The 26,645-nt window shown below is 47.2% G+C and carries 19 protein-coding genes; 17 read left to right on the top strand and 2 right to left on the bottom strand.

Going from position 1 to position 26,645, the window contains the following annotated elements; all coding sequences use genetic code 11:
- The first annotated feature begins 12 nt into the window (after positions 1–12).
- From LG211_RS13145 to LG211_RS13120, 6 genes are all read left to right on the top strand, one after another.
- Positions 13–1,404: a sigma-54 interaction domain-containing protein gene (locus LG211_RS13145; protein WP_148398405.1), complete on the top strand. Its 1,392-nt coding sequence runs from the start codon at positions 13–15 to the stop codon at positions 1,402–1,404.
- A 55-nt stretch (positions 1,405–1,459) separates the two neighbouring features.
- On the top strand, positions 1,460–1,561 hold the full coding sequence (locus tag LG211_RS13140; protein WP_148398403.1) for a YqaE/Pmp3 family membrane protein: 102 nt from the start codon (positions 1,460–1,462) through the stop codon (positions 1,559–1,561).
- A gap of 129 nt (positions 1,562–1,690) precedes the next feature.
- Entirely contained in the window at positions 1,691–2,920 is a 1,230-nt protein-coding gene (locus LG211_RS13135; RefSeq protein WP_148398401.1) for a saccharopine dehydrogenase family protein, read from the top strand.
- 80 nt (positions 2,921–3,000) lie between these two features.
- Positions 3,001–4,377, top strand: coding sequence for a Na+/H+ antiporter NhaC family protein (locus LG211_RS13130; RefSeq protein WP_269477718.1), 1,377 nt, complete (start codon positions 3,001–3,003; stop codon positions 4,375–4,377).
- Positions 4,378–4,569: 192 nt separating this feature from the next.
- The gene (locus LG211_RS13125; protein ID WP_148398398.1) at positions 4,570–6,249 is read left to right on the top strand and encodes an MBL fold metallo-hydrolase RNA specificity domain-containing protein; all 1,680 of its coding nucleotides are present in this window, start codon (positions 4,570–4,572) and stop codon (positions 6,247–6,249) included.
- A 279-nt stretch (positions 6,250–6,528) separates the two neighbouring features.
- Entirely contained in the window at positions 6,529–8,331 is a 1,803-nt protein-coding gene (locus LG211_RS13120; protein WP_148398396.1) for a sigma-54-dependent Fis family transcriptional regulator, read from the top strand.
- A gap of 312 nt (positions 8,332–8,643) precedes the next feature.
- Here LG211_RS13120 and LG211_RS13115 read toward each other — a convergent pair whose 3' ends face one another.
- Complete coding sequence (locus LG211_RS13115; RefSeq protein ID WP_253021015.1) at positions 8,644–9,057, bottom strand: hypothetical protein; 414 nt, start codon at positions 9,055–9,057, stop codon at positions 8,644–8,646.
- Between the two features lie 275 nt (positions 9,058–9,332).
- Between LG211_RS13115 and LG211_RS13110 the strand changes: the two genes are divergently transcribed.
- From LG211_RS13110 to LG211_RS13090, 5 genes are all read left to right on the top strand, one after another.
- A complete protein-coding gene (locus tag LG211_RS13110; protein ID WP_148398392.1) occupies positions 9,333–10,679 on the top strand; it encodes an MFS transporter in 1,347 nt (448 codons plus the stop codon).
- A 155-nt stretch (positions 10,680–10,834) separates the two neighbouring features.
- Positions 10,835–13,681, top strand: a complete 2,847-nt coding sequence (locus tag LG211_RS13105) for a molybdopterin-dependent oxidoreductase (RefSeq protein ID WP_253021016.1) — start codon at positions 10,835–10,837, stop codon at positions 13,679–13,681.
- Between the two features lie 12 nt (positions 13,682–13,693).
- Positions 13,694–15,910: a pyridine nucleotide-disulfide oxidoreductase/dicluster-binding protein gene (locus tag LG211_RS13100; RefSeq protein ID WP_253021017.1), complete on the top strand. Its 2,217-nt coding sequence runs from the start codon at positions 13,694–13,696 to the stop codon at positions 15,908–15,910.
- On the top strand, positions 15,907–16,104 hold the full coding sequence (locus LG211_RS13095; protein WP_148398388.1) for a DVU_1557 family redox protein: 198 nt from the start codon (positions 15,907–15,909) through the stop codon (positions 16,102–16,104). Before LG211_RS13100 ends, LG211_RS13095 begins: the two co-directional genes overlap by 4 nt.
- Before the next feature lie 19 nt (positions 16,105–16,123).
- Positions 16,124–17,740 carry an amidohydrolase gene (locus LG211_RS13090; protein ID WP_253021018.1) on the top strand — a complete coding sequence of 539 codons (1,617 nt, stop codon included), beginning with the start codon at positions 16,124–16,126 and terminating at the stop codon, positions 17,738–17,740.
- 345 nt (positions 17,741–18,085) lie between these two features.
- Here the strand turns inward: LG211_RS13090 and LG211_RS13085 are convergent, their stop codons facing one another.
- Positions 18,086–19,252, bottom strand: coding sequence for an iron-containing alcohol dehydrogenase (locus tag LG211_RS13085; RefSeq protein WP_269477717.1), 1,167 nt, complete (start codon positions 19,250–19,252; stop codon positions 18,086–18,088).
- Between the two features lie 157 nt (positions 19,253–19,409).
- On the opposite strand from LG211_RS13085, the gene LG211_RS13080 reads away from it, so the two are divergent.
- The 6 genes from LG211_RS13080 (at position 19,410) to LG211_RS13055 (ending at position 26,374) form a co-directional block, all read left to right on the top strand.
- Positions 19,410–20,567 (top strand): iron-containing alcohol dehydrogenase, encoded by a 1,158-nt coding sequence (locus tag LG211_RS13080; RefSeq protein WP_253021020.1) that lies wholly within the window; start codon positions 19,410–19,412, stop codon positions 20,565–20,567.
- 192 nt (positions 20,568–20,759) lie between these two features.
- Complete coding sequence (locus LG211_RS13075) at positions 20,760–21,350, top strand: hypothetical protein (protein ID WP_148398380.1); 591 nt, start codon at positions 20,760–20,762, stop codon at positions 21,348–21,350.
- Between the two features lie 35 nt (positions 21,351–21,385).
- Complete coding sequence (locus tag LG211_RS13070) at positions 21,386–22,828, top strand: sodium:solute symporter family protein (RefSeq protein WP_148398378.1); 1,443 nt, start codon at positions 21,386–21,388, stop codon at positions 22,826–22,828.
- 17 nt (positions 22,829–22,845) lie between these two features.
- Positions 22,846–23,055 (top strand): hypothetical protein, encoded by a 210-nt coding sequence (locus LG211_RS13065; protein ID WP_148398376.1) that lies wholly within the window; start codon positions 22,846–22,848, stop codon positions 23,053–23,055.
- 250 nt (positions 23,056–23,305) lie between these two features.
- Entirely contained in the window at positions 23,306–24,472 is a 1,167-nt protein-coding gene (locus LG211_RS13060) for a saccharopine dehydrogenase family protein (RefSeq protein ID WP_148398374.1), read from the top strand.
- Between the two features lie 168 nt (positions 24,473–24,640).
- A complete protein-coding gene (locus LG211_RS13055; protein WP_148398372.1) occupies positions 24,641–26,374 on the top strand; it encodes a sigma-54 interaction domain-containing protein in 1,734 nt (577 codons plus the stop codon).
- Positions 26,375–26,645 lie beyond the last annotated feature (271 nt).

Here is a 26,645-nt window from a genome sequence, read left to right as displayed (position 1 = left end):
GAGTATTTCACCATGTATAAGAAGTTTATAAAAGATCATTATCGGGAGTTCTTGGATATTTTAAATTGCCTGAAGGTTGGCGTCTATATTACGGATGGAAAAGGGAAAACCCTTTTTCTCAATGATGAGTCCTGCAAGACCGGCGGCCTGACCAGAGGTGAAGTTCTTGGAAAAAACATGAAGGAGCTGGAAGAAATGGGCTTTATCGCCGATTCCATCACCCTGAAAACCTTGAAGAGCGGCAAGGAAGAAGAGATCATTCAGAGCCTGGGAGACGGGGATAAAGTATATGTAACCGGAACGCCCTTGTATCACAACGACAAGATCGAGCTGGTCATATGTACGGAACGGGATATCACAGAAACCCTGACTTTGAAGGAGCTCTTAAAAGAGCGGGATAACGATAATGTGAAAATTAAAGAAGAGGTAGAATATTTAAAACGCCAGAACATCGTTATGTGGGGCAATATGATCGCAGAAGACGAAGCTTCCAAACAGCTTGCGGAAAAAGCCAGGCGCATCGCCAAGATGGATGCAACCGTCCTTTTGACGGGAGAGTCGGGGACCGGAAAAGAAGTTTTCGCCAATTTTATCTACCAAAACAGCAAGCGGGTGGGAAAACCTTTCATTAAAGTCAACTGCGCCGCCATTCCTGAGCATCTGATGGAATCGGAGCTGTTCGGTTATGAAGGCGGAGCCTTTACCGGAGCTGATAAAAATGGGAAGATGGGCCTGTTTGAGATGGCCAACAAAGGAACTCTTTTTTTGGATGAAATCGGTGAGCTGCCCATTCATCTTCAGTCCAAACTGCTGCGGGTATTGCAGGAACGGGAACTGATGCGGGTTGGCGGATCGAAAACGATTTCCCTGGATATCCGGTTAATCGCAGCGACTAACCGTGACTTAAAGAAAGCCATTGAGGAGGGAGCTTTCCGAGGGGATCTGTATTATCGGCTCAACATCATGCCGCTGGAACTATTGCCTCTGAGGGGAAGGAAAAAAGATATTAAGGCGCTGGCGATGTACTTTGTCCGCCAGTTTAATAAGGAATATAAACTAGAGAAAATCATTACGGAGGAAGCGATGGAGCTCTTGCAGCGCTTTCAATGGCCGGGCAATATCCGTGAGCTTGAGAACGTTATCGAACGTATCATGATCAGCTTTGACGGAGAAACGATTACCAAATTCCAAGTGGAACGGGCCATCGGTATTCCAGTTGAGTCTACAGTTTCAACGGATGCCATTGCCAGCGGCAAAAGCATGGAACAGCTGATGGAAGAATACGAAAAATATATCCTGGAGTCGATGATGAACAAATACAGGAGGGCCAGCGACGTAGCCCGAGCATTGCAGATGAACAAATCCACTTTGTCAAGGAGATTAAAAAAGTACCAAATTGAATAAAAGTTTCAAAATTAAAACCGTTTGTTTCAAATGTGAAACCAATAAGAGGGGTTTTATGGGAAAGCAGGAAAATGTTTCATTAATGAAACAAAACCCTGCTTTTTTCATCCCTCCAATGGGCGTTTTTTATAAAAATGGAATAGGGAAGGCTAAATAAGCGTTGGAATTGCAACGTTTTATAAAACTAAAAAAAAGATGGCACGGCACTTGCGTTATATATAGGCATCGCGATACAATCATAAATTTTCATCTTAAATATAATCGATGGATAAAGGAGGAACAGAGAATGAAAGTATTAATCGTAGGTGCTGGTGGACAGGGTGGAGCATGCGCATCCATTCTCGCAAGACAAGATGCAGTTGAAGAGATTCGCCTGGTAGATTTGAAGGAAGAGACCGCGCAGGCAGTGGCAAAACAGATCGGAAGCCCGAAGGTAAAAACAGGTGCTGTCAACGCCACGGATCCGGATGATGTAGCACGAGCCGCAGAAGGCGTGGACGTTGTGGTAGACATGGTAATGCCGTGGATGGTTACATATGTCATGAAGGGTGCGTTAAAAGCAAAAGCCAATTACATCAATACTGCCTTTGACGATCCGTACTGGGATGAATTCCTGGAGGGAAGAGCCATCGAAGATTTGACCCTTTGCAAAGAATTTAAAGAAGCCGGACTAACCGCGCTTTTCGGCTGCGGATTCGCACCGGGCATGACCAACGTATTGGCTAGAAGATTTGCCAACAAGCTGGACCAGGTGGACAGCATTAAAATGAGAATTGGTAAAGCGACTGTACTGCCGGGCGAAGCTCCCTTCGACTGGGTACTGAGGCCTTGGAATCCAGGATGGTCGCCAAAGCAGGCTCTGGTTGACTGCGCCAGCCCGACCTATGCACTGGAAGGCGGAAAGTACGTACTATATCCTCCGTTCGGCGGAATTGAAATGTGCGATTTCCCCGAACCGGTAGGAACCCTTCCCGTAACCCATCACTCTCACGAAGAAATATACAGTATGCCGTCCACATTTGAAGGCGTAAAAGAGCTGGACTTTAAATATTATTTAATGTACCAGCCGGCAATCTTCTACGCATCCGGACTCTGCTCACAGGAAAAGGTCAAAGTAGGCGATACGGAAGTGGCTCCCATCGATGTGGTAACAGCCATGGTGCCGCCTCCACAGAATAACATTTTCGGCGCCACCGATGAGCAGCTTGCAGAAGCGGACAAAACGGCCTTTATTGAACTGATCGTTGAAGTTTCTGGAGAAAAAGACGGAAAGAAGATGACATACAAAGCAAATTGCCCGAAGATGAATGCTCCTGGTCCTGAATTGAAAAAGCTCTACGGAACCGCGCTGGTTTATGTAGCGCTGCCGCTGGCGATTGGAACCGTTATGCTGGGCCAGGTGGAAATGGATAAGGGAATTATTTTCTCAGACCAGCTGGATCCAGAAGATTTCCTCAAGAGAATGATGGATACCGGTTATCCATATAAGTGGAAGGAACAGTGCATCGAAGGATAGCGTTAAGCGTTCTTTGTAAGGTGAGTCTGCCGGCGGAACTGAAAACCGCCGGCAGGCGGCAATGAAACGAGGTGAAGAACTTGGAACAGGCTGTAGATTATGGATTACTCACATTAGTGCCGCCGCTGATCGTAATTGTGATGGCACTATTGACCAAAAGAACCATTGAACCGCTCATCATCGGCGGCGTGCTGGCCTTTGTAGTAGCGCATGGGATTGGATTTATCCCGCCTTATTTGGAAGCATTATATTTTACCATTTCTGACAATGCGTCAATGCTTGTCACCATGGGCTTGTTTGGAAGCCTGGTCATGCTTTTCGAAAAATCAAGAGGTACTTTTGGATTTTCGAAAATTGTGGCGAAGCTGGCCAATAAGCCGGAAAAATCTTTAATTACTACTTTTTTCTTAGGCATTATTGTATTTATGGACGATGCTCTCAATATTATGACCCTGACCTCGGCCATGAGAGGCGTTTGCGACAGGCAGAAAATCCCCAGAGAGATGTTTGCTTACGTGACAGCTTCCACGGGGGCGCCAGTGTGCGTATTACTGCCTTTATCCACCTGGGCGATTTTCTTCGCAGGAATCTTCTCCGACCAAAAAGAACTGCAGCAGTACGGCGAAGGGATGTCTATCTACATACACGCCATGCCGTTTATCTTCTATGCAATTACGGCTCTGATCGTAGTTCCGCTGGCAATCTACGGTATCATTCCCAAACTGGGCACCATGAAAAAAGCATACCAAAGAGTTGCGGAAGGCGGCAATGTCTATTCTCAGCAGAGTGAAAAGTTCAACCTATCAGAGAAAGTTATGAGCCAAGAAGAACTGGACACTCAGGACGGAAAAGTTATGAATTTTCTGATCCCGATGATCGTTCTCATTGCAGTGGCTGTCGTCACAGGAGAAGTTCTGTACGGGCTGATCGCAGCCATTCTGGTAGCGTTGATCATGTATCTGCCGACGAAAACTTTGACTTTCACCGAATTCGGCGATTCCTTTGTCAACGGTTTTGCATCTATGACACCCATGTTGTTTATCATCGTCTGCGCACTGACCATGAAGACCGGGCTGGATGAAATCGGCCTGCCCGCTTATGTAATCAACGCGGTTCTGCCTTATATGAGTGCCGGACTCTTTCCCGCCATCGCCTTTGTCGTCGTTGCGGGACTGGCATTTGTAACAGGAAGCAACTGGGGAATTCCAGCTATTACGGTACCTATTCTGATACCCCTTGCGGCAGCCATCGGGACCAATGAACTTTTGGTGCTGGGAGCCATTCTTTCCGGAGGAACCTTTGGAAGCCACGCGTGTTTTTATTCCGACTGCACAGCACTCACATCCCAGGCATGTAAAATGGAAAATCTGGATCATGCCCTGTCACAGCTTCCATATGCGGCGATTTCAGCAGCTATGGCAGTGATCCTGTTTATTGCATTCGGATTCTTATTATAGCAATTATCTTACCTTTTCAACATTACAAAACAGCCTTTTGGATTTCGTCCAGGGGCTGTTTTGTATTGTCTGCGTAAAGAGATGGGGCGGAAGATTTTGCCATACAGAATCTTTCTGTTCCCCGGGACCCCTCTATGGGTGTATAATGGAAACAATCTATAGAACAGTACAAATATAAGGGAGGTCTCACTTATGAAAATACAATTTTGCGGAGCAGCATCAGGCGTAACTGGATCCTGCCATCTGATTACGACAGAAAACCATAAAATCCTTTTGGACTGCGGCCAATTCCAGGGAGGAAAAGCTATGGAGGCAATGAACCATGAGCCCTTTCCTTTTGATCCTTCTGAGATCGATTATGTGGTACTCAGTCATGCCCATATCGACCATTGCGGCCGGCTGCCTCTTTTAGTGAAGCGGGGATTTCGCGGCGATATCTATTGCACGGATGCTACGGCCGATTTGCTGGAAGTCATGCTTCGGGACAGCGGGTACATACATGAAAAAGAAACGGAATGGAAAAACCGTAAAAATGAACGGGCAGGGCGGCCGCCGGTGGAACCGCTCTATACAGTGCGCGATGCGGAAGAGTCCCTCAAATATGTCAAACCGGTGCTCTATGACCAGCTGGTGGAGTTGAATCCGGAGATGCGGATCGTATTCAACGATGCCGGACACATTTTGGGTTCCGCCATTACTGAACTATGGGTGACAGAAGGAGATAATGTTTCCAAAATCGTTTTTTCCGGCGATCTGGGCGTAATGGACCGGCCCATTCTCAGGGACCCGACGATTATCAAAAAAGCAGATTATGTGATCATGGAAACGACCTACGGAAACCGGCTCCACCCGGAAAATTCCATGGATGTAAAAACCTTGATGGACATTGTGGTCAAGACGGCCAGACGAGGCGGAACAACGGTAATTCCGTCCTTTGCTGTAGGCCGGACTCAGGAGCTGATTTACGAGTTCAGCCGGTTTTACAACAATGAAGATTATCGCCGGGATTTGGAAAATCTGATGGTCTACGTGGATAGCCCAATGGCCACGACTGCTACCGAAGTATTTCGTAAAAATGCTCAGGTCTTTGACGAAGAAATGAAAGAAATTATTACTGCAGGGGATAACCCTCTGGATTTTAAAAATCTCAAGTTTACGCGCAGCACGGAAGAGTCGGTATATTTAAATAATGACCGTCATCCAAAAGTGATCATATCCGCCAGCGGCATGTGCGACGCCGGCCGGATACGCCACCATCTTAAGCATAACCTTTGGGATGCCAGGGCCAGCGTGATTTTTGTCGGTTATCAGGCGGAGGGAACTCTGGGACGGAGGCTGGTGGAAGGTGAGAAGGAAGTAACCCTCTTCGGCGAGGAGATCAAGGTAAACGCTGAAATCTATAATCTGGAAGGTTTCTCAGGACATGCGGATCGGGATGGACTGCTAACCTGGCTCAGTGGTTTTCAGAGGGAGCCCAAACATATCTTTTTGGTACACGGCGAACAGGAATCAAAAGATGATTTTGCCAAAACCGTAAAGGAGAAGCTGGGGTATGAACCCATCGTTATTTCCGGAAATTCAGAATTCATTCTGGAAAAGGACGAAATCGTCAATAAAGAACAGGCCATACAGGATGCGATGGACAGCGAAGCCATGGAAAATATGAAAAAGAATATTTCCGATATCCACAGGAGACTGGAAGGAATTTTGTACAACACCCATCTTGCCGTAAGTGAGAAAATGTCTCCTGAAAAGATGGCCGAGATCAATAATATTGTCTTAGAATTGGAGAAATATTCGGTAAATCTCGGATCTGCGGTAACGGAAGAAGATGATAACCATATGGACATTCATACGGAAAGTCAAAATTGATCGAAAGGATTAAGCACAGCTAAAATCGTTCATTTGCGATAAATATTGGCTGCGCTTTTTCAATGCCTACAGCCGCCCCTTTTAGGAACCGACTTATCCCTGACTCTGGCCTCAACGGGGCCTTTGGGGGATATTCATACTGCATAGGCCGAAGATTTTCTTTGTTGTGAATATTCAATCGTATTATGAATGAGAAAAAATCTTAAAAACCATATTAAAATCTTAACTTCCATGGTATAATATTGGTGGAGCTATACGTAAATGATAAAGGAGAGAGCGATGTCCATATTAAAACAAATTTCCAATAGTGTCACCCAGGTGGCGGAGGCTATTAGTATCGCCATTGGTGTGGAAGTTGAGATCGTCGATACGGATTTGACGATTTTAGGCGGAACGGGCATTTACGCTGCGATGATCGGCCAAAAGGAAGAAAGCGGCCGACTGGATAGCAATTATCTGTATGCCAGAGTTCTCAGAAGCGGCGTAACAGAATACATAGAAGATGCAAAAGCAGAAGAAAACTACGATGACATGGGCAGCGGACAGACCCATTTCGGAGAACTGTCAGAGATCTGTACGCCCATTAAAATGGGTGAAAATATCATAGGAGTCATCGGACTGGTAGCCTTTACGGAAGAGCAGAGGGAGATTCTACTGGATAAAAAAAGAAGCATGGTTACCTTTGTTGAGAAGATGGCCGACCTTTTAGCAGCGAAAGCTGCTCAGCAGGAGATACTGGAGGACGTGGAAATCTCCAGGGACGAGATGTCTACGGTTTTGGAGACCACCCACGAAGGCATCTTTGCGCTGGATAGAGGCGGATATATTAAACACTGCAATAATATGGCGGCCACCCTTTTTAAAACGACCAAGGCAGATTTGATCGGAACCCATATCAATGAGTTTATGCTCGGTACACCGGCACTGGAGGTCATAGAAACCGGCCGGGGCTATACGGAAAACGAAGAGATTTTCAAGACGGACCGAGGTCAGATGCATTTTATTGTAACGGCAAAGCCTTACATGTCAGGAGATGACATAGGCGGAGTGGTCATCTCTTTCCGAGATATCGAAGAAGCACAAAAACTGGTTTATAATATCAATACCAGAGCACTGAAAAACACTCTGGACGATATTGTCGGCAACAGCGACGAAATAAAACGGGCCAAAAAGCAGGCTATGATTACGGCCAAAGGCAACTCCACCGTATTGATCACTGGAGAGAGCGGTACGGGAAAAGAGATGTTCGCCAAAGCCATCCATTATGCAAGCCCAAGAGGAGAAGGCCCCTTTGTAACGGTCAACTGCGGAGCCATTCCTGAAAATTTGCTGGAAAGTGAACTGTTCGGCTACGAAAAGGGCGCCTTTACCGGTGCCAGCGATAAAGGCAAGGCCGGAAAGTTCGAATTGGCCAACGGCGGAACCATTTTTCTGGATGAAATCGGCGATATGCCGCCCCACCTGCAGGTTAAAATTCTCCATGTTCTTCAGAACATGCGCTTTGAAAGGGTTGGCGGCAATAAAAATATTATTGTTGATGTTCGGGTAATCGCGGCCACCAATAAGGACCTGGAAGGTATGATCCGCGAGGGAACGTTCCGTGAGGACTTATATTACAGGCTCAGTGTTATTCCGCTGATGATTCCTCCATTGAGAGAGCGGCGAGATGATATCAAGCTTTTGATGTACCATTTCTTGAAAAAATATAATACTTTCATGAATCGCAAAATTACCGGATTCACCAAGGAAGTTGAGGAGCTTTACGTCAATCACGACTGGCCGGGAAACGTCCGAGAATTGGAAAATGCAGTGGAATACGGAACCAACATGGCCTTCGGCGATACTATTGGCATGGATGAAGTCCCAACCCGGCTTTTGCGCAACGAGGACAGCATCATGAAATTTCAGGATACCAATCTGCCTCTGTCGGAGCAGGTCAAGCGATACGAAAAAGAAATCATTACCCGTAAGCTTAAGAAGTATGGCAGCAGCGGCAATGCGAAGGATACAGTTGCCAAAGAATTGGGCCTTTCCAGGGCAACCTTGTACCGTAAGCTCACTGAGCTGGATATCAATGTGTAGTATTTTTACCATTGAATACGGCGTTGCCGCAGGGTAAAAATTACTGAATCTTGCTGCGACGCGGCTTGCAAGGTATACTATTCTGACCAGATTAATACGGAGCTGCCGAGAGGTGCAGAATAAGTGAAACTTGCTCAACCTGGCTCGCAAGTTATAACATATTGACCGGATTGATGTGGTATTGATTCGCACAGATTTTTAAGAGAATATAGAAAACAGGGCTGCTGTATGAATTGCTTTTTCATGCAGCAGCCCTTTTGCGTGAGTGCGCTGGGCAGCGTATGCTTTTTCTGATTTTCTAAGGGGCTATCCCTATTTTTTGAGACTCTGTTTCAGCGCTGTCAGGTTTTTGCTCATGGAAGCCAGATAGCGCTGGCTTTGGTCTTGTTCTTGTGCAGCAGCGCCGATCGTTTGTGCAGCCTGATATCCCAGAGTACGAAGCGTCTGTATCTGCTGCTCCACAGCTGTGATGAAGAGGGTGACGCATTTGTTGAATAGAGCTTGCTGCTCCGGCTGCACATCCGTCTTATCAGAATCACGGGCCAGCTCCTCGGCCGCTTTTTTTAAATGAAGGAGGCCGTGAATCACACCATTGTAATCAAAGCCGTCCCTTCCTGCCTGCATCCATTGCTCGGACATCTGAACATTCAGTTCCCGGTAAGGGTGAATGATCTCTTCAATAAACGTTCTTATTAAATGTGAAATATGTTCCTTTTCATTAATCATAAAAATCCCCCAATATGTTTTTCTCTGGCAGACTGTCGAAATGCACGGCCGCATATCAGCTATGCAAGTCAACATAGAACCAGCTTATAAGATAAAGTATTCTTTCCCATACTTGCATGGAAGTATCTTCTTCCCTTTTATTATTGACACAATCTACCCTAAGAAATACGCAATTCTTGTGCCATTGACGAAATTTTTTGTTTTTTCAATAATTGTGGTGGAATGGAACTTGCAATTCCTATATGTAGAACATATAGGTGTGGGGAGAGGATAGAATGTTTTCATTAAAAGAAAAAATCAGATATGGCGCCGCTTCACTGGGCGATACGGCAGTTTACAATTTATTGGTGATTTATGCGCTCTTTTTTATGACCGATATCGCAGGGGTAGAAACGTTGGCGGCCGGCCATATCATTTTTATTTCCACAATATGGAACGCTTTTTCAATCGGACTGATCGGCTATCTTTCCGACCGCTTTTCCTTTGCCGGCGGCCGGCGGCTGCCGTATATGAAGGCTTCCATTATGCCAATGTCTGCTGCACTGGTGATGATGTTTACCGTTGTAAAAGGCAGCGCCCTGTTTGTCGGCATTTACTATACGGTTGTAATGTCCCTGCTGATGACAGCCCACTCCTTTTTTATGATTCCCTATGAGGCTCTTGGGGCCGATATGACGACGGATTCAGGGGAACGAACATCCCTGCGAAGCTACGCCAGATTTTTTATGGGGTTGGGGAATCTGACCAGTATTGCCATATTGCTGCCACTGGTAAAGCTTCTTCAGTCAGAGGGCTTGAGCCAGGAAAGGGCGTGGCAGGCCAGCATACTGGGTATCGCCGTTCTCTCCGCCCTTTCGCAGATTGCAACATGCAGATGGTTCTCCAGCAAAACGACCGGCTTGCCGCCGAAGCTAAAGCAGCAGAAGACGGTTATAAAAGAATATTGGGAAGTTTTTCAATTAAAGCCGATGCGATTACTCCTTGCCGTGACTCTGCTGGTGTGCATAGCCAATGTTTTCTCCAGCTCCAGCATCGCCTACTTTATGAAATATAACCTAAGCATTTCAGAGGAGAGCAAATCCGTTGTGTTTGCAGTTATGACCGGCTTTGGAATTCTCATGACTCCAATCTTGTCTGCCTGCACCAAAAAAGGTGATAAACGGATCGTCATGGCAGGATGTTACATTGGGGCCGGTATTCTATCGATCGGTTTTGGTATATTCGGCATCAACTCTCTGCTCTTTTTATGCCTTTATATAATCGCCTTTACAATCGGCAGTTCGGCCTATTGGCAGCTGATTTATCCCATGCTCTACGATATCAGCGAAGTGGATGAATACCAAAACCACAGGCGCCGGGAAGCAACGATTCTCTCTTTGTCCAAAATCATTTTGAAAGTATCCAATGCCTGTGCTACACAGCTGCTGGCCGGTGTCCTTTTTTTCTTTGGCTATGAACCCGATATGCTGCGGCAAAGCCGGACCGCCCTATGGGGGATCCAGATTTCTCTGACCGTGGTACCAGGGATTTTATTTTTAACGGCAGCTGTCTTTGTGCTGCTTTATCCGATTTCAAAAACGAAGCACGAAGAGCTGATTCGCCGTTTGAGAAACAGGTGTTGACGCATAGGCATTATGCGCATGCGCATAGAAAGTCTGAAGAATCAGTGAAAATCGTTGAAAATAAGCATTTTCAAATTGGCATAGAGATTGCGGATTAAAAAGGATATCAAAGGAATACTGGTTAGCTATTATGATGCGAACAGGAGGATTTGTTCATGATGAAATTAAAGAAAATGACGTTGAACATGAATGGCGCGGATCGAACGTTTATTTGTGACCCAGAGAAGGATACCCTGGCGTCGGTAATTCGCCGGCTGGGTCTTACTGGGACAAAGGTCGGGTGCGGGACCGGGGTCTGCGGCGCTTGTTCTGTAATTCTCAACGGGAAGGTGATCCGTTCCTGCACAAAGAAGATCAAAACAGTGGAAGAATACAGTCAGCTGACAACGATAGAAGGAATCGGCACGCCCAACCAGCCCCATCCCCTTCAGGCAGCTTGGGTTAACTGCGGCGGCGTTCAATGCGGATTCTGCACACCGGGCTTTATTGTGTCTGCCTATGGACTGCTGAAAGAAAATCCAGCGCCTGCGCGGGAAGAAGTCAGAGATTGGTTCCAAAAACACCGAAACGTCTGCCGCTGCACCGGATATAAACAGCTGGTAGATGCGGTGATGCTGGCAGCAGAAGTGATGCGGGGTGAAAAGACCATAGAGGAAATTTGGTATAAGCCAGATGACCAGACTAAGGAATACTACGGAAAACCTGTTGTAAGGCCTTCCGCATTGGGTAAGGCCTGCGGTACGGTGGACTACGGCGATGACGTGGAGCTGAAAATGCCTCCGGGCACCTTGCATGTAGCACTGGTTCAGCCGAGAAAAGTAAGTCATGGAGCCATCATTAGCATCGACTGCACAGAGGCGGAAAAGATGCCGGGCGTTGTCAAAGTAATTACCAGCAAAGATGTAAAAGGCACCAATCATATGGATCTCTTTACAGCATCGCCCCTTTCCACCAACATGAAAGCGCCCCATCATATTCTAGCGGAAGATCGGATCCGTATGTACGGCGATGTGGCAGCCATGGTGGCGGCTGTAACAAAAGAGCAAGCCAAAGCGGCGGCCGAGAAGGTAAAGGTCGAAATCGAACCTCTGCCGGAGTATGTAAACTATCTGGATGCGGCCATGCCCGATGCCATTCGCATCCATGAAGAATCCCCCAATATTTATGCAAAGTGGCCCCTTGTCAAGGGAGATGAGGATGTGGAAACGCTCATTGATGAAGGGGAGTATGCAGTGAGCGGCAGTTTTTATTCCACAAGAGAGCCTCACCTTTCCATTGAAGGAGATACTGTACAGGCGTACTTTGATGAGGACGATGTTTTGACGATCCATTGTAAATCCCAGTCCATCTATTGGAATAAAAGCGATGTTGCCCAATCCATCGGTTTGCCGCCGGAACGGGTGCGCATGGTTATGAATCCGGCAGGCGGCAGCTTTGGCTGGTCCATTACAGCTGCATCTTTTGCACTGGCTGGGATAGCAGCCATGGCAACAGAGATGCCGATTGCGTTGTCCATGTCCTACGAAGAATTCATGCACTTCAGCGGAAAACGGTCCGCCGCTTACAGCAATGCCCGCTTGGCCTGCGACGAGAACGGAAAGATTACTGCCGCCGAGTTTGATATCGGTATTGACCACGGAGCTTATGCTGAAATGGGCGATGATCTGGCCAACAAAGTCATCCGTTTTGTTCTGTTCCCCTACTCTGTTCCCAACGCCAGAGTCTTGTCACGGGTTGCCTTTACCAACCACGGCTTTGGCACGGCATATCGGGGATACGGCTCGCCCCAGGCTTATACGGCGGGAGAAGCGGTCATCGATATGCTGGCAGAAAAGATCGGCATGGATCCTTTTGAAATTCGCTGGAGAAACATCGCCAGGAAAGGAGACAAAAATCTGGCAGGATCTGATTTTGTCGATTACCCCATGGAAGAAATGATGAAACGGTTAAAACCGCTTTATGAGAAGGCTGTTGCAGAGGCCAGGGCTGAGGATACGCCGCAGAAACGAAGAGGCGTCGGCCTGGCCTGGGGCGGTTATAATGTGACCGATAATCCTTTTGATCAATGCACCGTAGCCATCGAATTGAACCCGGACAATACCTTTACAAAATATGATACCTGGCAGGATTTGGGCCAGGGAGGCGATATTGGTTCGCTGATGGTAACGGCAGAGGCGCTCAAGCCGCTGGGCGTAACCTTGGATCAGATCAGGCTAATACAAAACGACAGCGCTGTGTGCCCCAACAGCGGTTCATCCGCCAGCAGCCGTTCCCACTACATGAACGGAAAAGCGACGATCATTGCTGCAGAAAAACTGATAAAAGCCATGCGCAAAGAGGATGGAACGTATCGTACTTATGAGGAAATGACAGCAGAAGGAATTCCGACCAAATATGTGGGACAGCATGAAAATGCCACTGTACCTGGTCTGGTGCCGACCGATCCAATTACTGGCCAGGGAAACCCGTCCATCGACTATACTTATGCGCTATATATGGCGGAAGTTGAAGTCGATACGGAGACAGGAAAGACTACGATCCTCAAATTCACCTGTATCGACGATGTGGGAGTGATTGGAAATATCCATGCAGTAGAAGGCCAGGCCTACGGCGGTATATCCCACAGTATGGGATTCGCCCTCAGCGAAGATTATCTGGATGTGAGGAAGCATAACAACCCATTCTCCTGTGGTGTGCCATATATCAAAGATATTCCGGATGACATTCAGCTGATCCATATGGGAACCAGGAGAAAGAACGGACCCTTCGGCTCATCGGGAGCATCGGAAGCCTTTCAGTCCAGCGGCCATATGGCAGTGATCAACGCCATAAGCAATGCCTGCGGCGTGCGCATTTACGAGCTTCCGGCAAAACCGGAAAAGGTGAAAGCCGGCCTTGAGGCCATCGCAGCCGGAAAAAAGGTTGAACCGCCTAAAAAATATTATTTGGGTCCGGACATGTACGATGAAATCCAAAAGATACGCGATACCGGAAAGTTTTAGAGACGTCTGGCCATGAGAGAATACGTTAAGACCTGTAAAGAAAACGAACCGTCTTTTTGCTCCGCAGCCTGTCCCTTTCACCTGGATGTACCGGATTTTATGAACAAGATACAGCGGGGCAACTTCCGCGCCGCTTATAAGCTTTATCAAAACTCAGTGGCGTTTCCGCTGGTGGTATCTGCCCTCTGCCCGGAGTACTGCCGGGGAGCATGCCCCAGAAACGAAATTGATGCGGCTGTTGATATGCGCCGGCTGGAAGAGGCTGTGATCGGGTTGACGAAAAACTTAGACCCCATCGACTACAATGTCCCGCTAAAGGGAAAACGGGCAGCTGTGATCGGCGGCGGGATCAGCGGCCTCAGCTGCGCGCTCAAGCTCTGCCTGAAAAAATACCAAGTTGTGGTGTTTGAACGGGATGCTCGTTTGGGCGGTCATCTGTGGGAACTGCTGCCGGAAAGCATATTTCTCACCGATATACAAAGACAGTTTCAGTATGAAGAGCTGGATGTGCGATTAAATTCTGAGATCCTGTCGCTGCCAGAACTGGCTGAGGAAAACTTTGATGCGGTCTATATAGCCACCGGAAGGAATGGAAGAAATTTGGGGATTGAGGAAAAGGAAGGCGTTTTCATAGGAGGTTCCATCCTGGGAGCGGATACAATCCAGGCCATTGCCCAGGGAATCGAGGGTGCTGTGGCCATCGAAACCTATTTCTTAACAGGTAAAATGACTCATGAACACAAATCGTTTTCCACAACGATTCCTTTTCCCGATCTGGGAGAAATCCTGCGGCAGGGGTCGTTTCTCACAGGAGACGGCCCTGCCGAAAAAGAACAGGTCATGCAGGAAGCCGGCAGATGTCTGCGGTGTTCCTGCGATGCCTGTAAGAAAAACTGCGATCTGCTCCGTTATTATCGGAAATCCCCGCTTAAAATGATCGAAGAAGTAAGGGGAACAACCCAAGTGAAAGGGGTGCTATCGGATATAACGGTGGCCACCAAGCTGATTGCATCCTGCAGTCAGTGCGGATACTGCGTTAGATGCTGCCCGGAGGGCATCGATTTTCAGTCATATTTGCTGGAAGCCCGGCGCATTCTTCATAAGAAAGGCCGTATGCCTTGGGCATTCCATGACTTCTTTCTGCGGGATATGACCCATGCGCGGGAAAACAGCGTGTTTCTTTGGGACAGGAGGGAAAACCCCAGCTGGCTGTTTTTCCCTGGATGTCAGTTGGGAGCATCGGATCCTCAGTACGTTTTAAAAACCTATCAGCGGATTTGCTCCCATGTGGGCCGGGTGGCGCTGCTTGTAGACTGCTGCGGCGCACCTGCTCTCTGGTCAGGCGATGAGGAAAGGGAAGGCCGCATGTTTGGGGATTTCCAGAAAAAGTGGGAGGCGCTGGGTCAGCCCAAGGTGATTTTTGCCTGCGCCACTTGTAAAAAAATGATGGAGGAGCATATTGGAGGGCTGAAGGGAGAGATGGTTTATACGCTGCTGGAAAAATGGCGGACTCCTATGAAACAGCAGCTCAATCATGCGTCCTATGCTGTCTTTGATCCTTGCAGCGCCAGACACGACGATGCCGTCCAGCAGGCTGTTCGCAGTCTATCGGAACGGGCAGGTGCAGAGCTTTTGCCAATACCTGCGGAAAAAAGCAGAGCCCGGTGCTGCGGATATGGGGGCCATACGGCGATTGTCAATTCTCAGTACACGAAGGAAGTTACACAAAGGCGGGCGGCACAGAGTCCGGTCCCGTATATCACCTACTGCAGCAACTGCAGAGATCTGTTAGCCGCGGAGGGAAAAGATGCTGTCCATGTGCTGGATCTGGTATTTTCTTTAAACTGCCAGAACCGCACGGCACCGACACAGACGCAGCGGAGGCAAAACCGGGAAGCGCTGAAACATCAGCTGCAAAAAAGCGATGATCAAAAAGAAAATTCCGGCCTTACCGCCGACCGTCTTGTCAAAGGGAAACCAATTGATATTAGCCAGGCATTGAAACAAAAATTGGATCACAATTATATTTTGGAGGACGATCTGTTTCACGTGATTTCTCATTGTGAAAGGACAGAGCATAAGATGCGCAATCAGACCAACGGGCATACTCTGGGATCTTTGAAAATCGGATTTATGACCTATTGGGCCGAATATGTGGAGAAGGAGACCTCCTATGAACTGATCAACGCTTATTGTCATCGAATGGCGTTTGAAGAAGGAGAAGGATGATGGACGAAGAGATGGAAGTGGTCTGCTGTAAGTGCCGGCAGAGGCTGGTTGAAAAACCGGTTAGATTTACTTATTTAGGAAGGGAATTTAACCACGTCATGCCCTGCTGTCCCAAATGCGGCCAGGTATTGATAACAGAAGAGATGGCCCGGGGAAAGATGGCTCAAGTAGAGATGATGCTGGAGGGCAAATAGAAGTGAGGAGGATTTGATTATGATCACAATCCGAAGTAAATATATATATACCAACAAAGAAGGCCAGTGGATCGATGGATATGTCTGCATAGACGGCAATTCGATCCATCAGCTGATTCCTTATGAAAAGCGTGAAGATTTTCCACAGTTGATGAAAGCAGAGGACGTTTACGATTTTACGGATAACTTGGTGCTGCCGGGGTTTTGTGATTTTCACGTTCACTTGATCAACAGCGCAACCATTGAGCTGGATGGCGATTTGCGAACGGCAGCCTCTGAAGAGGAAGCCGCCCGGATGCTGTGGGAAAGAAATAAAAGTAAGACAAAAGAACAATGGGTCCTGGGAGGCGCCTGGGACGACATTCTGTGGAATACCAGCAAAGAGCCGAGCAAGGCTGCTCTTGACCAATATTTCCCCGACGTTCCGGTCTTTGCATTGAATAAAGAGTGTCACGGAGCATGGGTCAACAGTAAGACGCTGGAAATCTTCCATATAACAAAGGAGACGCCGGACCCGCCCAATGGGAGGATCAGCAGAGATGAAGAGGGGAACCCCGCCGGATACCTCCATGAAACGGCTATGTTTGAGGTTCAGAAAAAAATATTTGAGCGGATGTCGGATGAACAGGTCGCCAACTACGCCAAGGTCTTTATTAAAACCGCCAACCGCTGTGGTATCACCTCTCTCGGGGATGTCGTAGGCGTCTGTCCCATTCGGCCGGAAGCGTATAAGTACCTTGAGGACAGCGGTGGGCTTAATGCTAGAATTTTTTTCTATGTGGAGCTTGAGAAGCCACTCAAGGAGGTTCATGAGCTGCAGCGCAAATATTCGTCTTCGATGCTCAAATGCTGCGGCGTGAAAGCCTTTATCGATGGAACGCCCCAAGGTGACTCGGGGTATATGCTGGAAGGCTACTGGGACAATCCGAAAGAAAAGGGAACGCCCATGATCGATCCTGATCGATTTTTAGAGCTGGTGAAAACCTTTCATAAAGGTGATGTCCAAATGCGTATTCATGCCTGCGGTGATGCGGGGGTGCGTCTTTGCCTTGACTGCTTTGAAACTGCTCAAAACTTGTACGGGAGAAAGGATCTGCGCCATTGCATCGAGCATATCGAAGTTACGACGCCGGAAGATATACCCAGGTTCGGAGAACTGGGTGTCATTGCCTCCGTTCAGCCGGAGCATCTGCCCAAATATGATTTTGTGGAGCACCCTTTTCACAAAAAATTAGGGCCAATCCGGATGAATTATTCCTGGCCTTTTGAATCGATCCGCAAAGGGGGAGGCGTTTTGGCCTACGGCACGGACAGCCCTGTGGCACCGCTGGATCCGTGGAGAGGCATCTTTCGTGCGGTCAATCGATTGACAAATCAGCTCCAGCCACAGGGCGGATGGAATCCAAAAGAACGGGTGAGCGTGGAGGAGTCGGTAAAGGCTTATACATACGGAGGCATTTTCGCCGCCGGAATGGAGGAGCGATTAGGTACTTTGGAGGCAGGCAAACTGGCGGATATGGTCGTGCTGGATAAAAATATTTTTCAGATCTGCCATGACAGAGACCAAATGTTCCATGTTAAGCCGCTTCTGACCATGGTAGACGGCAGAATTGTTTATGAGGAGGAAAAAGGGTGAAAGTATTTATTGTAGAGCAGAGTGGAGCAGAGGATGAATGGCTTTCTGCTTTGACCAGGGCAAAAGAAATTGAATTGATTAAGGTGGGCCGCCCTGAAGGCTGAGGCTGATTACGTCAATCCTAAGGCGGACATCAGTTTTTGGAGCAAGTTTAAAGAAGGCAAACGGAAATTACAAAATGCTCCCTATATTGTTTCGCCAGAAGTGAAATCCATTAAACATAAAAAGGGCGTTTAACGCACCGTTAAAAGGAACGAATACTTTGTCAAAAGGAAAAAGGTATCGCCAAAAGTGGTGATACCTTTTTGCTGATGGTCCTCTAAGCAGAAAACAGACTTCCTCTTTCTAAAAGTCATAGGCCTTCTGCAGGATTTCCAAGAACTGCTTATGGCCGATGGGGCGCGGATTTGCTTTTTTGCAGGCGTGGGAGTCGCACAGAGCGGCAATTTCTTCAAAGTCCTTGGGATCAACCACCTCCAGCTCACTGAATTTTGGAATGCCCAGTACATCATTTAAATCAAAGAGTCTGCTGACCCCTTCTGCGGCAGCTTCCTCATCGGACAGTCCAAAGGTTTCAATCCCCAGGCATTTAGCTGCAATGGCATGTTTTTCATAATCTGCACGCATGTTATATTCCGTGACAAAGGGCAGGAAGATGGAATTGGCGATACCGTGAGGGATATCGTAAAAACCACCCAGCCGCTCAGAAAAGCAATGGACAGCCCCAAGAAAGGTGTTGGTAAAAGCAATTCCAGCCATCAGGCTTCCCACCATCATATCTTCCCTGGCTTTCAAATTAGACCCCTCTTTTGTCGCCGTGACAATACTGCCGGCGATTTTATTCATGGCATACATGGCGATGCCATCAGAAATGGGATGCGAGTAGGTGCAAGTAAAAGCTTCCAGTGCATGAGTAAGCGCATCCATACCAGTGGAAGCTGTTACCAGCGGCGGTACCGTCATGGTTAACTCCGGGTCCATGATCGCCACTTTGGGAGCCATTTTAAAACCATCGGACATGGAGACTTTCATGCCCAACTCAGTAGCGGTAATGACCGCTTCAAAAGTTACTTCGCTTCCAGTTCCGCAAGTTGTTGGTACGCAGATGACGGGAAACAGCTCCTTGTCAAATTTTCTGACCTTTGCCCAATGGGAGCAGCTGCCGCCGTTGCTCATGAGAACGCTCACCGCCTTGGCGCTGTCCATACTGCTGCCGCCGCCAATACCGAGAATCACATCAGCGCCAAAATCCTTACCCAGTTCCGCTGCTTCATCGCAGCTGGTATCTCTGGGGTTGGGAAGAATCTTGTCATAAACGGCATACTCAACGCCTGCTTGTCTAAGGCTGATTTGAATTTTATCAACGATACCGGCATTGCGTACACCGCGATCTGTGACGATCAATGCCCGGGTCCCATAACTGCCCACTTCCTTTCCTGTTTCTGAACATATACCAGGCCCAAAACAAATTCTTGTGCGATGGTTGAACGCAAACGTGTGCTTGATAATCATATTGTACCTCCTTCATGATCTAGACTTTGTTATTAAATAATGCAAATCCTATACCATTTTTCTGACAAGCTTCCATTGCAGCCCGCGGCGAACGGGTTGGCATGAACATTGCGTTATAAATAATCGTCCGATATTTCTGACGAATCAGGAGGTGCTTATGAAAGGAGTAAGTTTTAATTTATCGACGAGAATCGAATTTGGAAACGGGTATGTGGACCGGGCAGGAGAACTGGTAAAAGAGCAGGGGGCCCAAAAAGTCATGATCGTCACCGACGAAGGGATCCGCAGAGCGGGCATTACAGAAAGGGTGGAAGCGTCTTTAAAAAAAGCGAAAATCTCTTACGTGATCTTCGATCAAATCATGCCCAACCCAAGGGATATCCATTGCGTGGAGGCGGGAAACATAGCCATTGCGGAACAGGTGGACTTTGTATTGGCCGTGGGCGGCGGAAGCAGTATGGACAGCGCCAAAGCCATCGCTTGTCTGGTGACCAATCAGGGACCCATCGCCAACATCCTCAAACCCAATAAAGTCAAGGAAAAACCCATTCCCCTCATGTGCATACCCACCACAGCGGGAACGGGAAGCGAGGTCACATCTTTTGCGGTTTTGACGCTGGATGCAGAGAAAAAGAAAACCTGTATTTTTGACGATAAAATACGGCCCGATATCGCTCTGCTTGATCCGCAGCTTTTGAAAGGGCTTCCGCAGGGGATCATCGCCTCTACAGGGGTTGATGCTTTAACCCACGCCTTAGAGGCTTATACCTGCAAATGCGCCAGTCCCATTACGGATGCCTTTGCCCTGGCTGCCATTAAACTGATCGCTGCCAATTTAAGAAATATGATGTATCAAAAAGGCGATGAACATGCGTATGGGATGATGATGGGAAGTTTGCTGGCCGGGTTGGCTTTCGGCTTTTCTGACATTGCCTCTGTTCATTGCCTTGCAGAAGCAATCGGCGGATATTACGATACGCCCCATGGGGTCGCCAATGCGATCTTTCTGCCGGTGGTATTTGAATACAATATCCCTGCGGATGTGAAAAAACATAGGGATGCAGCCCTGGCGCTGGGGATCGATCCGACAGGAAAATCTGATCGGGAAATCGCGCAGTGCGGTGCCCAATGGATCCGGCAGCTCTCAAAAGATCTTGAAATTCCCTCTTTGCGCTCTCTGGGATATGTAGAGCCGGATAAATTCGATATGCTGGCGGAGGTCTGCATGGTAAATGTATCCACCCCCAGTAATGCCAGACCGGTAAATAAAGAAAAATATATTGAGCTGTTCCAAAAAACCTATGAAGAGGGCTAAGCGTATGCACAGCTGCAAAAACCATATGCGGGAGAGCATAAAAAATAACTGAAAATTCATAAAAAAACAGCAATAAAAATAAAGAGCGCTGAAAAATGCGCCAATATAGAGAAAAAAGTGCAGTGGCACGGATATTGCTCTATTTGGTAGGCAGACAGCACAAACCGTTTTGATGAAAAGGAGGGCCGCAATATGAAGAATAAAACAGTACGAATTACGGAAAGGAGTAAAACCATCGACCAAGCTGTCGCGGAAAAAATGAAAAGCCTCAATGTGAAGTTTTTGGGACTTTTCAATCCGGTTCCGTATGAAATGGTTTCGTACCGACCGGTATTAGTGCCCTACAACATGTTGATCTATTACTATTCCATGCAAAAGGGGCCGCAAAAAACAAAATTTCTCAACAGACAAGGAGAAATCGCGATCATTTTCGACGCCAACGAGGTACACGGTTTTCATTTTGATTTAGTAGAAAAAGAACGTTTCCGTACAAAGAGCAATAATTTATCGGAGCTTGACCAGCCTTTCGAACTTTTGCAAAAAAACTGTACGGAACAGGAGATGGAACAAAAATGCTACGACATGATACGTTATAAATATTTGCAGCGGATCTCCAGAGGGAGATCGGAAATTAAACTAAGGAAGAAAAATGAATTCTATCGTCCCGCGGTTGAAATGGTCGTTGCTGCCAGGGGAAAAGAGATGGTGAAATACGCTTATTTGGATCAATACGCCTTATCATCAGAACATATTAGCGGACTAAAGGTAAGACTGGATAGTTAAAACAGTAAAAGCTTTTTTCAGGAAAGGAGAAAAAAATGATTGATTTTAACGAATTGTGGTCATCGCTGGATTGGATCATACTGGTAGTTTATTTTGTGGCTGTCCTGGGTGTGGGGTTCGTTATGCACAGCAGGGCCAGCAAGAGCTTTAAGAGCTTTTTCGTAGCTTCGCGCCGGCTGACCATTCCCGTCCTCATTGGTGTGGCCATGGCCGGGTGGTATGACTCGTGGACCATCGTCGGTCTGGCTGAATGCGGCTGGACCATGGGAATTTCTATTTTATTTATTTATGTAGTGCCAACCGGGTTGATGCGTTTGCCTCTGGCTATCTGGATTGGACCTTTTACAAGGGACAAGATTCCCGATTATGTGGTGACGCTGCCGGATTTGGTCGGATACTTTTACGATAAGAAAACGAAAGCTTTGTCTACCATTGTCCCGATTTTCTCCGTGCTGTATTCAGCGGCGCTGCTGTTCGCGGTGGGCGATGTGCTCCATATGGTATCCGGGCTTCCTATCTATGCCACCGTGGTCATTGCGGGAGTGGGAATTATTTTCTACACGGCAATGGCAGGTCTGTGGGCGCTGGCAGTAACCGACATGATTCAGTTCGCGGTTATGACCATTGCGGCCGGAGCACTGGGGCTCGGTCTCTTGCTCCATTTCGGCGGATTGCAGCCGGTCTATGATTCCATTGCGGCTACCGACCCAGTACTGCTCACGCCTTTGGGACATAACTCGGCCCTGGATGTGGTGGCATGGGTAATTGGAGCTGCGGCCCTATATGTCAATGCGCAGAGTTATCAGAGATTCGGTGCGGCTAAGGGCGGAGGCGAAATTAAAGTCGCTTATTCGGTTATGTTGGGAATCGGAATCTCCTTCAGCGCAATCATGGTCTTCGGCGGTATGGCAGCATCTGTCATGTTCCCCGAAGCAGAGACCATCTCCCAGGGATTCTGGGCCGCGGTATTCACCGTTTTGCCCACCGGTTTGAGAGGGCTCTTTGTAGCCGCCCTGGTAGCGGCTGTCATGTCCACCTCCAGCGCCGATATTTTAATCAGTGCAGGTATTTTGGCAAAGGATGTGTGCAAAGATTTAATAAAGCCGAGTATGAAGGATGCGGCAGTTCTCAAATTGAGCCGGGTAATGATCGTATTTGTGGGATTGTTCATTATCCTGGGGACGTATCTTTGGAGCGACGGCATTGCCAACGCCTGGTACTACATAGGCGGATTCCAGGTCGCGGTGTTCTTCATTCCCATTGTAGCTGGGTTCTTTTATAAGCGAAAGACCGCCAACGGAGGTTTTATTGCAGTACTCTGCGGCATTGTCGCCTATGCGATATGGGAGTTTGCTTTAAAAGCACCCTATGGAATACCATCCAATGTATTTACCTGGGTAATCAGCTTTGTGGTTTACTTTACCGCCTGCCCCATGACTTACAAGGCACAAAAAGAAAAGGATAAGCTGGGAGCATAGAAAGAAAGGAGAACGTCATGTCTGATAAAAATAATCGAATCGGAAATATTTTTTCGGTTGTCGTCGTAATCATAAGCCTGCTGATTTTGTATGGGTTTACGGTAGGAAATACGCCCATATTCTACTTTTTAATCATTGCTAATTTTGTTTGCGGACCTATTTGTCTGGTTCTCTACTTGATAGAAATCAAACGAGGGGTCTTCCGGGTAGAAGAGGACGAAGAATAAGCTTGAAGGAAGGGGGCTGCCGCTATGCCAGAGAACATAAAAAATATGCGCAGGTGCATGGCGGCGGCAGACCATAGCTGAACGGCAAAAGATTGCCCGACTGTCAAGAGGCGGGAAAACGTTGAAAAACAAGGGATCAGAAATATAATAAAAAATATTTTCGCTTTTGGCACACCGTTTGCGTTACAAATAAGTGCAAATATTTAAACGTAGTGATCGGCAGGAGCAGATTAATTTAGGAGGTAAAACGATGAAAGCGGCAATAACAGGTGGAGCAGGAAGGCAGAGCTTATCTGCAATCTATGATTTTGTAGAAACGGAGGATGTGGAAAAAGTCTTATTGATCGATATCAATGAAGAGGCATTGAAGGCCAGAAAGGAACTGGTCGGTTCGCCCAAGATTGAGACAAAGGCAATCGATCTCAAGGATACGCAGACACTGGCTCAAGCATTGGAAGAATACGATGTTGTCATCAACGGTTCATCCCATGTGTTCAATATGGATGTGATGGACGCCTGCATCGAGTCAAAGACCAATTACACGGATTTCGGCGGCCTGTTTCACTGGGCGGTGGAACAGATGGGACGAGACGAGGATTTCAGACGAGCGGGAATTACCGGAATCGTGGGATCCGGCAGCGCTCCGGGAATCGTAAACGTATTGACTAAATATGCGACGGATCGTTTGGATACAGTAGAGGATATTTTGATTCTGGATGCGATCATCAATCGCAGTGCGTCTGGATATGGCTTTGTTCCGCCCTATGCTCTAAACACCATTATTGAAGAATTCACAATGAACAATTTTGAATATAAGGACGGAGAGCATGTGGAGCTGCCGCCTTTTTCCGGCAAAATGACGGTGGATTTTCCAGAGCCCTACGGAACATTGAATCTGTATAACATGATTCATTCGGAAGTAGCTACCATGCCCATTGCATATAAAGACAAAGGCATTAAGAACGTAGCCTTTAAGCTGGCGCTGCCCACACTGTTTGAAGAACGTCTGCGTTTCCTCATCGAAAATGGACTGGGCAGTCAGGAAAAGATCAACGTAAAAGGCACGGCGATCGCACCTAGAGATTTTCTGCTGGAAGTGTTCGAGACCAAACCGGGAACAAAGATGGGAACGCCGGATGATATGAAACTTTTGCGTGTCATTGTTACGGGCACAAAGGACGGGAAGAAATGCACGTATGAAGTGGAGACGGATCTCCACCACCATCCTTGGGGTTTATCCAACGGACATTTCTCAGTAGGTTTTCCGGGGGCGATTACCGCTAAAATGCTGGCAAGAGGGCAGGTCAAAGAAAAAGGCTTCTTTACCGGCGAACAGGTTCTGAATACTGATATCTATTTCAGGGAGCTGGAAAAGAGAAACGTGCATGTATTTGCCAAAGTCACAGAACAACTTTAGTTCTGACATTTTAATCTTTTGTAAAAGGACACTTGGGGTAATAAAGCTTCAAGTGCTCTTTTACTATTCGGAAGCAAACAAGAATTTTTACAGAATTATTGTAGTGATTTTAAGCAAAATGTAGTACATTTGAACGGGTGGGTGTGTAAACAACGAGGAGAACCAAATATGGAAAAGGAATTTGAGCTAAAAGGCTCTGCTGAAAAGGCGATTGTGGAGAATCGGCTGTATGTGGGGCTTATTTGCGGATGCAGCGACGGTCTGATTTTGTGCGAAAAGAAAAGTTTTAAAATCTTAATGATCAACAACAATGCGAAAATGCTCTTGGATCTGGACCCGGCTGAGAAGGCCGGCAGCGTTAAAAGTATCTTAAAGAGTGAAGAGCTTGGCCGTCTGATGGAGGGGGAGCTGCTGAACACAGAGATTAACGGCATGCCGGTCAAAATCAACTGTGCGGTTGAAGAGGATTACATCTGGTTCTTCATTGTAGACTTTACAGATGTAATCCGGGTGGAAAATCTGTCCCAAAAGACGCTGGAACTGAACCGGGAGCTGATCAGCGTTTTTAATGAATACGGCGACGATACGCTGATGGTGACCGACGGCAAAGGAAACATTGAATTCGCAGGGGAGAAGATCTCCCAGACCTGCGGGGTATCGTCCAATTATTTCGTAGGCAAAAATGTGTACGATGTGGAGCGAGAGGGTATATTTGTCCCATCGGTAAGCGTTAAGGTACTGGAATCAAAGCAATCCCAGGTGGTCATACAGCGGACTCGAATCGGCGAAGAACTGGTTTCCGTCAGCGCGCCTGTTTTGAATAAGGACGGAGAAATTGAAAAGGTAATATCCGTCACCAGAGACTATTCAACACAGATGAAGATCAGCAAAATGATCGCCGAGCTGGGCGAAAGCGAAGCCTTTGATAATATCCTCAGGGAGAAAGAAGACAAGATCGTAACTTGCAACGACACCATGTTTGAGATTAAGACTCTGGTAAAAATGATTGCGCCTACAAAGGCTACGGTGCTGATCAACGGCGAGACCGGAACTGGAAAAGAAGTGATTGCCCGGTATATATACAGCCTCAGCGACCGCAAAAATCAGCCGTTTGTCAAAGTCAACTGCGGAACGATTTCGCCGTCTATCGTAGAATCCGAGTTGTTCGGCTATGAAGAGGGTTCTTTTACAGGAGCCAATAAAGGCGGAAAAATTGGATTGGTAGAGGCGGCCAGCGGCGGTACGTTATTTTTAGATGAAATCAGTGAACTGCCCATTGAACAGCAAGTAAAACTCCTGCATGTGCTGCAGGAAAAAATGCTGATTCGAGTGGGAGGCACCCAGGAGATCGATCTGGATATCCGCGTCATCGCGGCTACCAACAAAGACCTGGAAGAGCAGGTGGCTTTGGGAAATTTCCGTGAGGATCTGTATTATCGGTTAAACGTGATTCCCATCAGCATTCCGCCTCTGCGGGAGAGAAAAGAAGACGTGCCCCTATTATCAAAACATTTTTTCAAACGGTTCTGCGCTGCTTACAACAAAGAAATGCAGCTTTCCAACAATGCCATTTCTGCATTGGAAGAATATCCGTGGCCGGGCAATATCCGCCAGCTGGAAAATACCATTGAAAGGCTGGTTCTGACCACGCCCAAGCCGACGATTACCATTGATGATCTTCCGCCGGTCTTTAAAGGAGAAGAATTTCAAAAAAAAGTAAAAGTCAATCAGATTACCAGGCTGGATGCCGCTATCGAGGAACTGGAAAAAGATCTGATCAAAATGGCGCTGGACGAATACGGCACCACGGTCAAAGCGGCTGAAGTGCTGGGAGTCAATCAATCTACTGTCTCACGAAAGATCGCCCAATATGGCCTCAAAAGCCGCATGGACAAATCCTGAGCCGAATTTCTTGAAAACGAGACGTTAAATCAAATATTAGATTCATGGAAAACAAAGGTGTCCTGCAATAAGGGCAAACAGAAGTATTCAGACCATTTTAAAAAATGAGAAATTTGCTATATACCTTGCGTTTCAGGTCAAAGTAGGATAAAATTAGATTGTTACTTACAATTGATAATTTTGAAGTATATTATGGAGGAAACAAAATGTTAAGAGAAGCATTACCGAAAATCGTAACACCGTTACCTGGTCCAAAGGCAAAGGAAATCAT

The sequence above is a fragment of the Hominibacterium faecale genome, from assembly GCF_020734085.1.
GTDB classification, from domain to species: Bacteria; Bacillota; Clostridia; order Peptostreptococcales; family Anaerovoracaceae; genus Hominibacterium; species Hominibacterium faecale.
The sequence above is the reverse complement of the archived record's forward strand: the minus strand, read 5'-3'. Positions and strand labels throughout refer to the sequence as shown.

What these genes read in the sequence shown, in the direction of transcription:
- LG211_RS13145 (WP_148398405.1), top strand. Translation starts at nt 13, where the DNA reads ATGTATAAGAAGTTTATAAAAGATCATTATCGGGAGTTCTTGGATATT.
- LG211_RS13140 (WP_148398403.1), top strand. Translation starts at nt 1,460, where the DNA reads ATGGGAAAGCAGGAAAATGTTTCATTAATGAAACAAAACCCTGCTTTT.
- LG211_RS13135 (WP_148398401.1), top strand. Translation starts at nt 1,691, where the DNA reads ATGAAAGTATTAATCGTAGGTGCTGGTGGACAGGGTGGAGCATGCGCA.
- LG211_RS13125 (WP_148398398.1), top strand. Translation starts at nt 4,570, where the DNA reads ATGAAAATACAATTTTGCGGAGCAGCATCAGGCGTAACTGGATCCTGC.
- LG211_RS13120 (WP_148398396.1), top strand. Translation starts at nt 6,529, where the DNA reads ATGTCCATATTAAAACAAATTTCCAATAGTGTCACCCAGGTGGCGGAG.
- LG211_RS13115 (WP_253021015.1), bottom strand. Translation starts at nt 9,057, where the DNA reads ATGATTAATGAAAAGGAACATATTTCACATTTAATAAGAACGTTTATT.
- LG211_RS13110 (WP_148398392.1), top strand. Translation starts at nt 9,333, where the DNA reads ATGTTTTCATTAAAAGAAAAAATCAGATATGGCGCCGCTTCACTGGGC.
- LG211_RS13105 (WP_253021016.1), top strand. Translation starts at nt 10,835, where the DNA reads ATGATGAAATTAAAGAAAATGACGTTGAACATGAATGGCGCGGATCGA.
- LG211_RS13100 (WP_253021017.1), top strand. Translation starts at nt 13,694, where the DNA reads ATGAGAGAATACGTTAAGACCTGTAAAGAAAACGAACCGTCTTTTTGC.
- LG211_RS13095 (WP_148398388.1), top strand. Translation starts at nt 15,907, where the DNA reads ATGATGGACGAAGAGATGGAAGTGGTCTGCTGTAAGTGCCGGCAGAGG.
- LG211_RS13090 (WP_253021018.1), top strand. Translation starts at nt 16,124, where the DNA reads ATGATCACAATCCGAAGTAAATATATATATACCAACAAAGAAGGCCAG.
- LG211_RS13085 (WP_269477717.1), bottom strand. Translation starts at nt 19,252, where the DNA reads ATGATTATCAAGCACACGTTTGCGTTCAACCATCGCACAAGAATTTGT.
- LG211_RS13080 (WP_253021020.1), top strand. Translation starts at nt 19,410, where the DNA reads ATGAAAGGAGTAAGTTTTAATTTATCGACGAGAATCGAATTTGGAAAC.
- LG211_RS13075 (WP_148398380.1), top strand. Translation starts at nt 20,760, where the DNA reads ATGAAGAATAAAACAGTACGAATTACGGAAAGGAGTAAAACCATCGAC.
- LG211_RS13070 (WP_148398378.1), top strand. Translation starts at nt 21,386, where the DNA reads ATGATTGATTTTAACGAATTGTGGTCATCGCTGGATTGGATCATACTG.
- LG211_RS13065 (WP_148398376.1), top strand. Translation starts at nt 22,846, where the DNA reads ATGTCTGATAAAAATAATCGAATCGGAAATATTTTTTCGGTTGTCGTC.
- LG211_RS13060 (WP_148398374.1), top strand. Translation starts at nt 23,306, where the DNA reads ATGAAAGCGGCAATAACAGGTGGAGCAGGAAGGCAGAGCTTATCTGCA.
- LG211_RS13055 (WP_148398372.1), top strand. Translation starts at nt 24,641, where the DNA reads ATGGAAAAGGAATTTGAGCTAAAAGGCTCTGCTGAAAAGGCGATTGTG.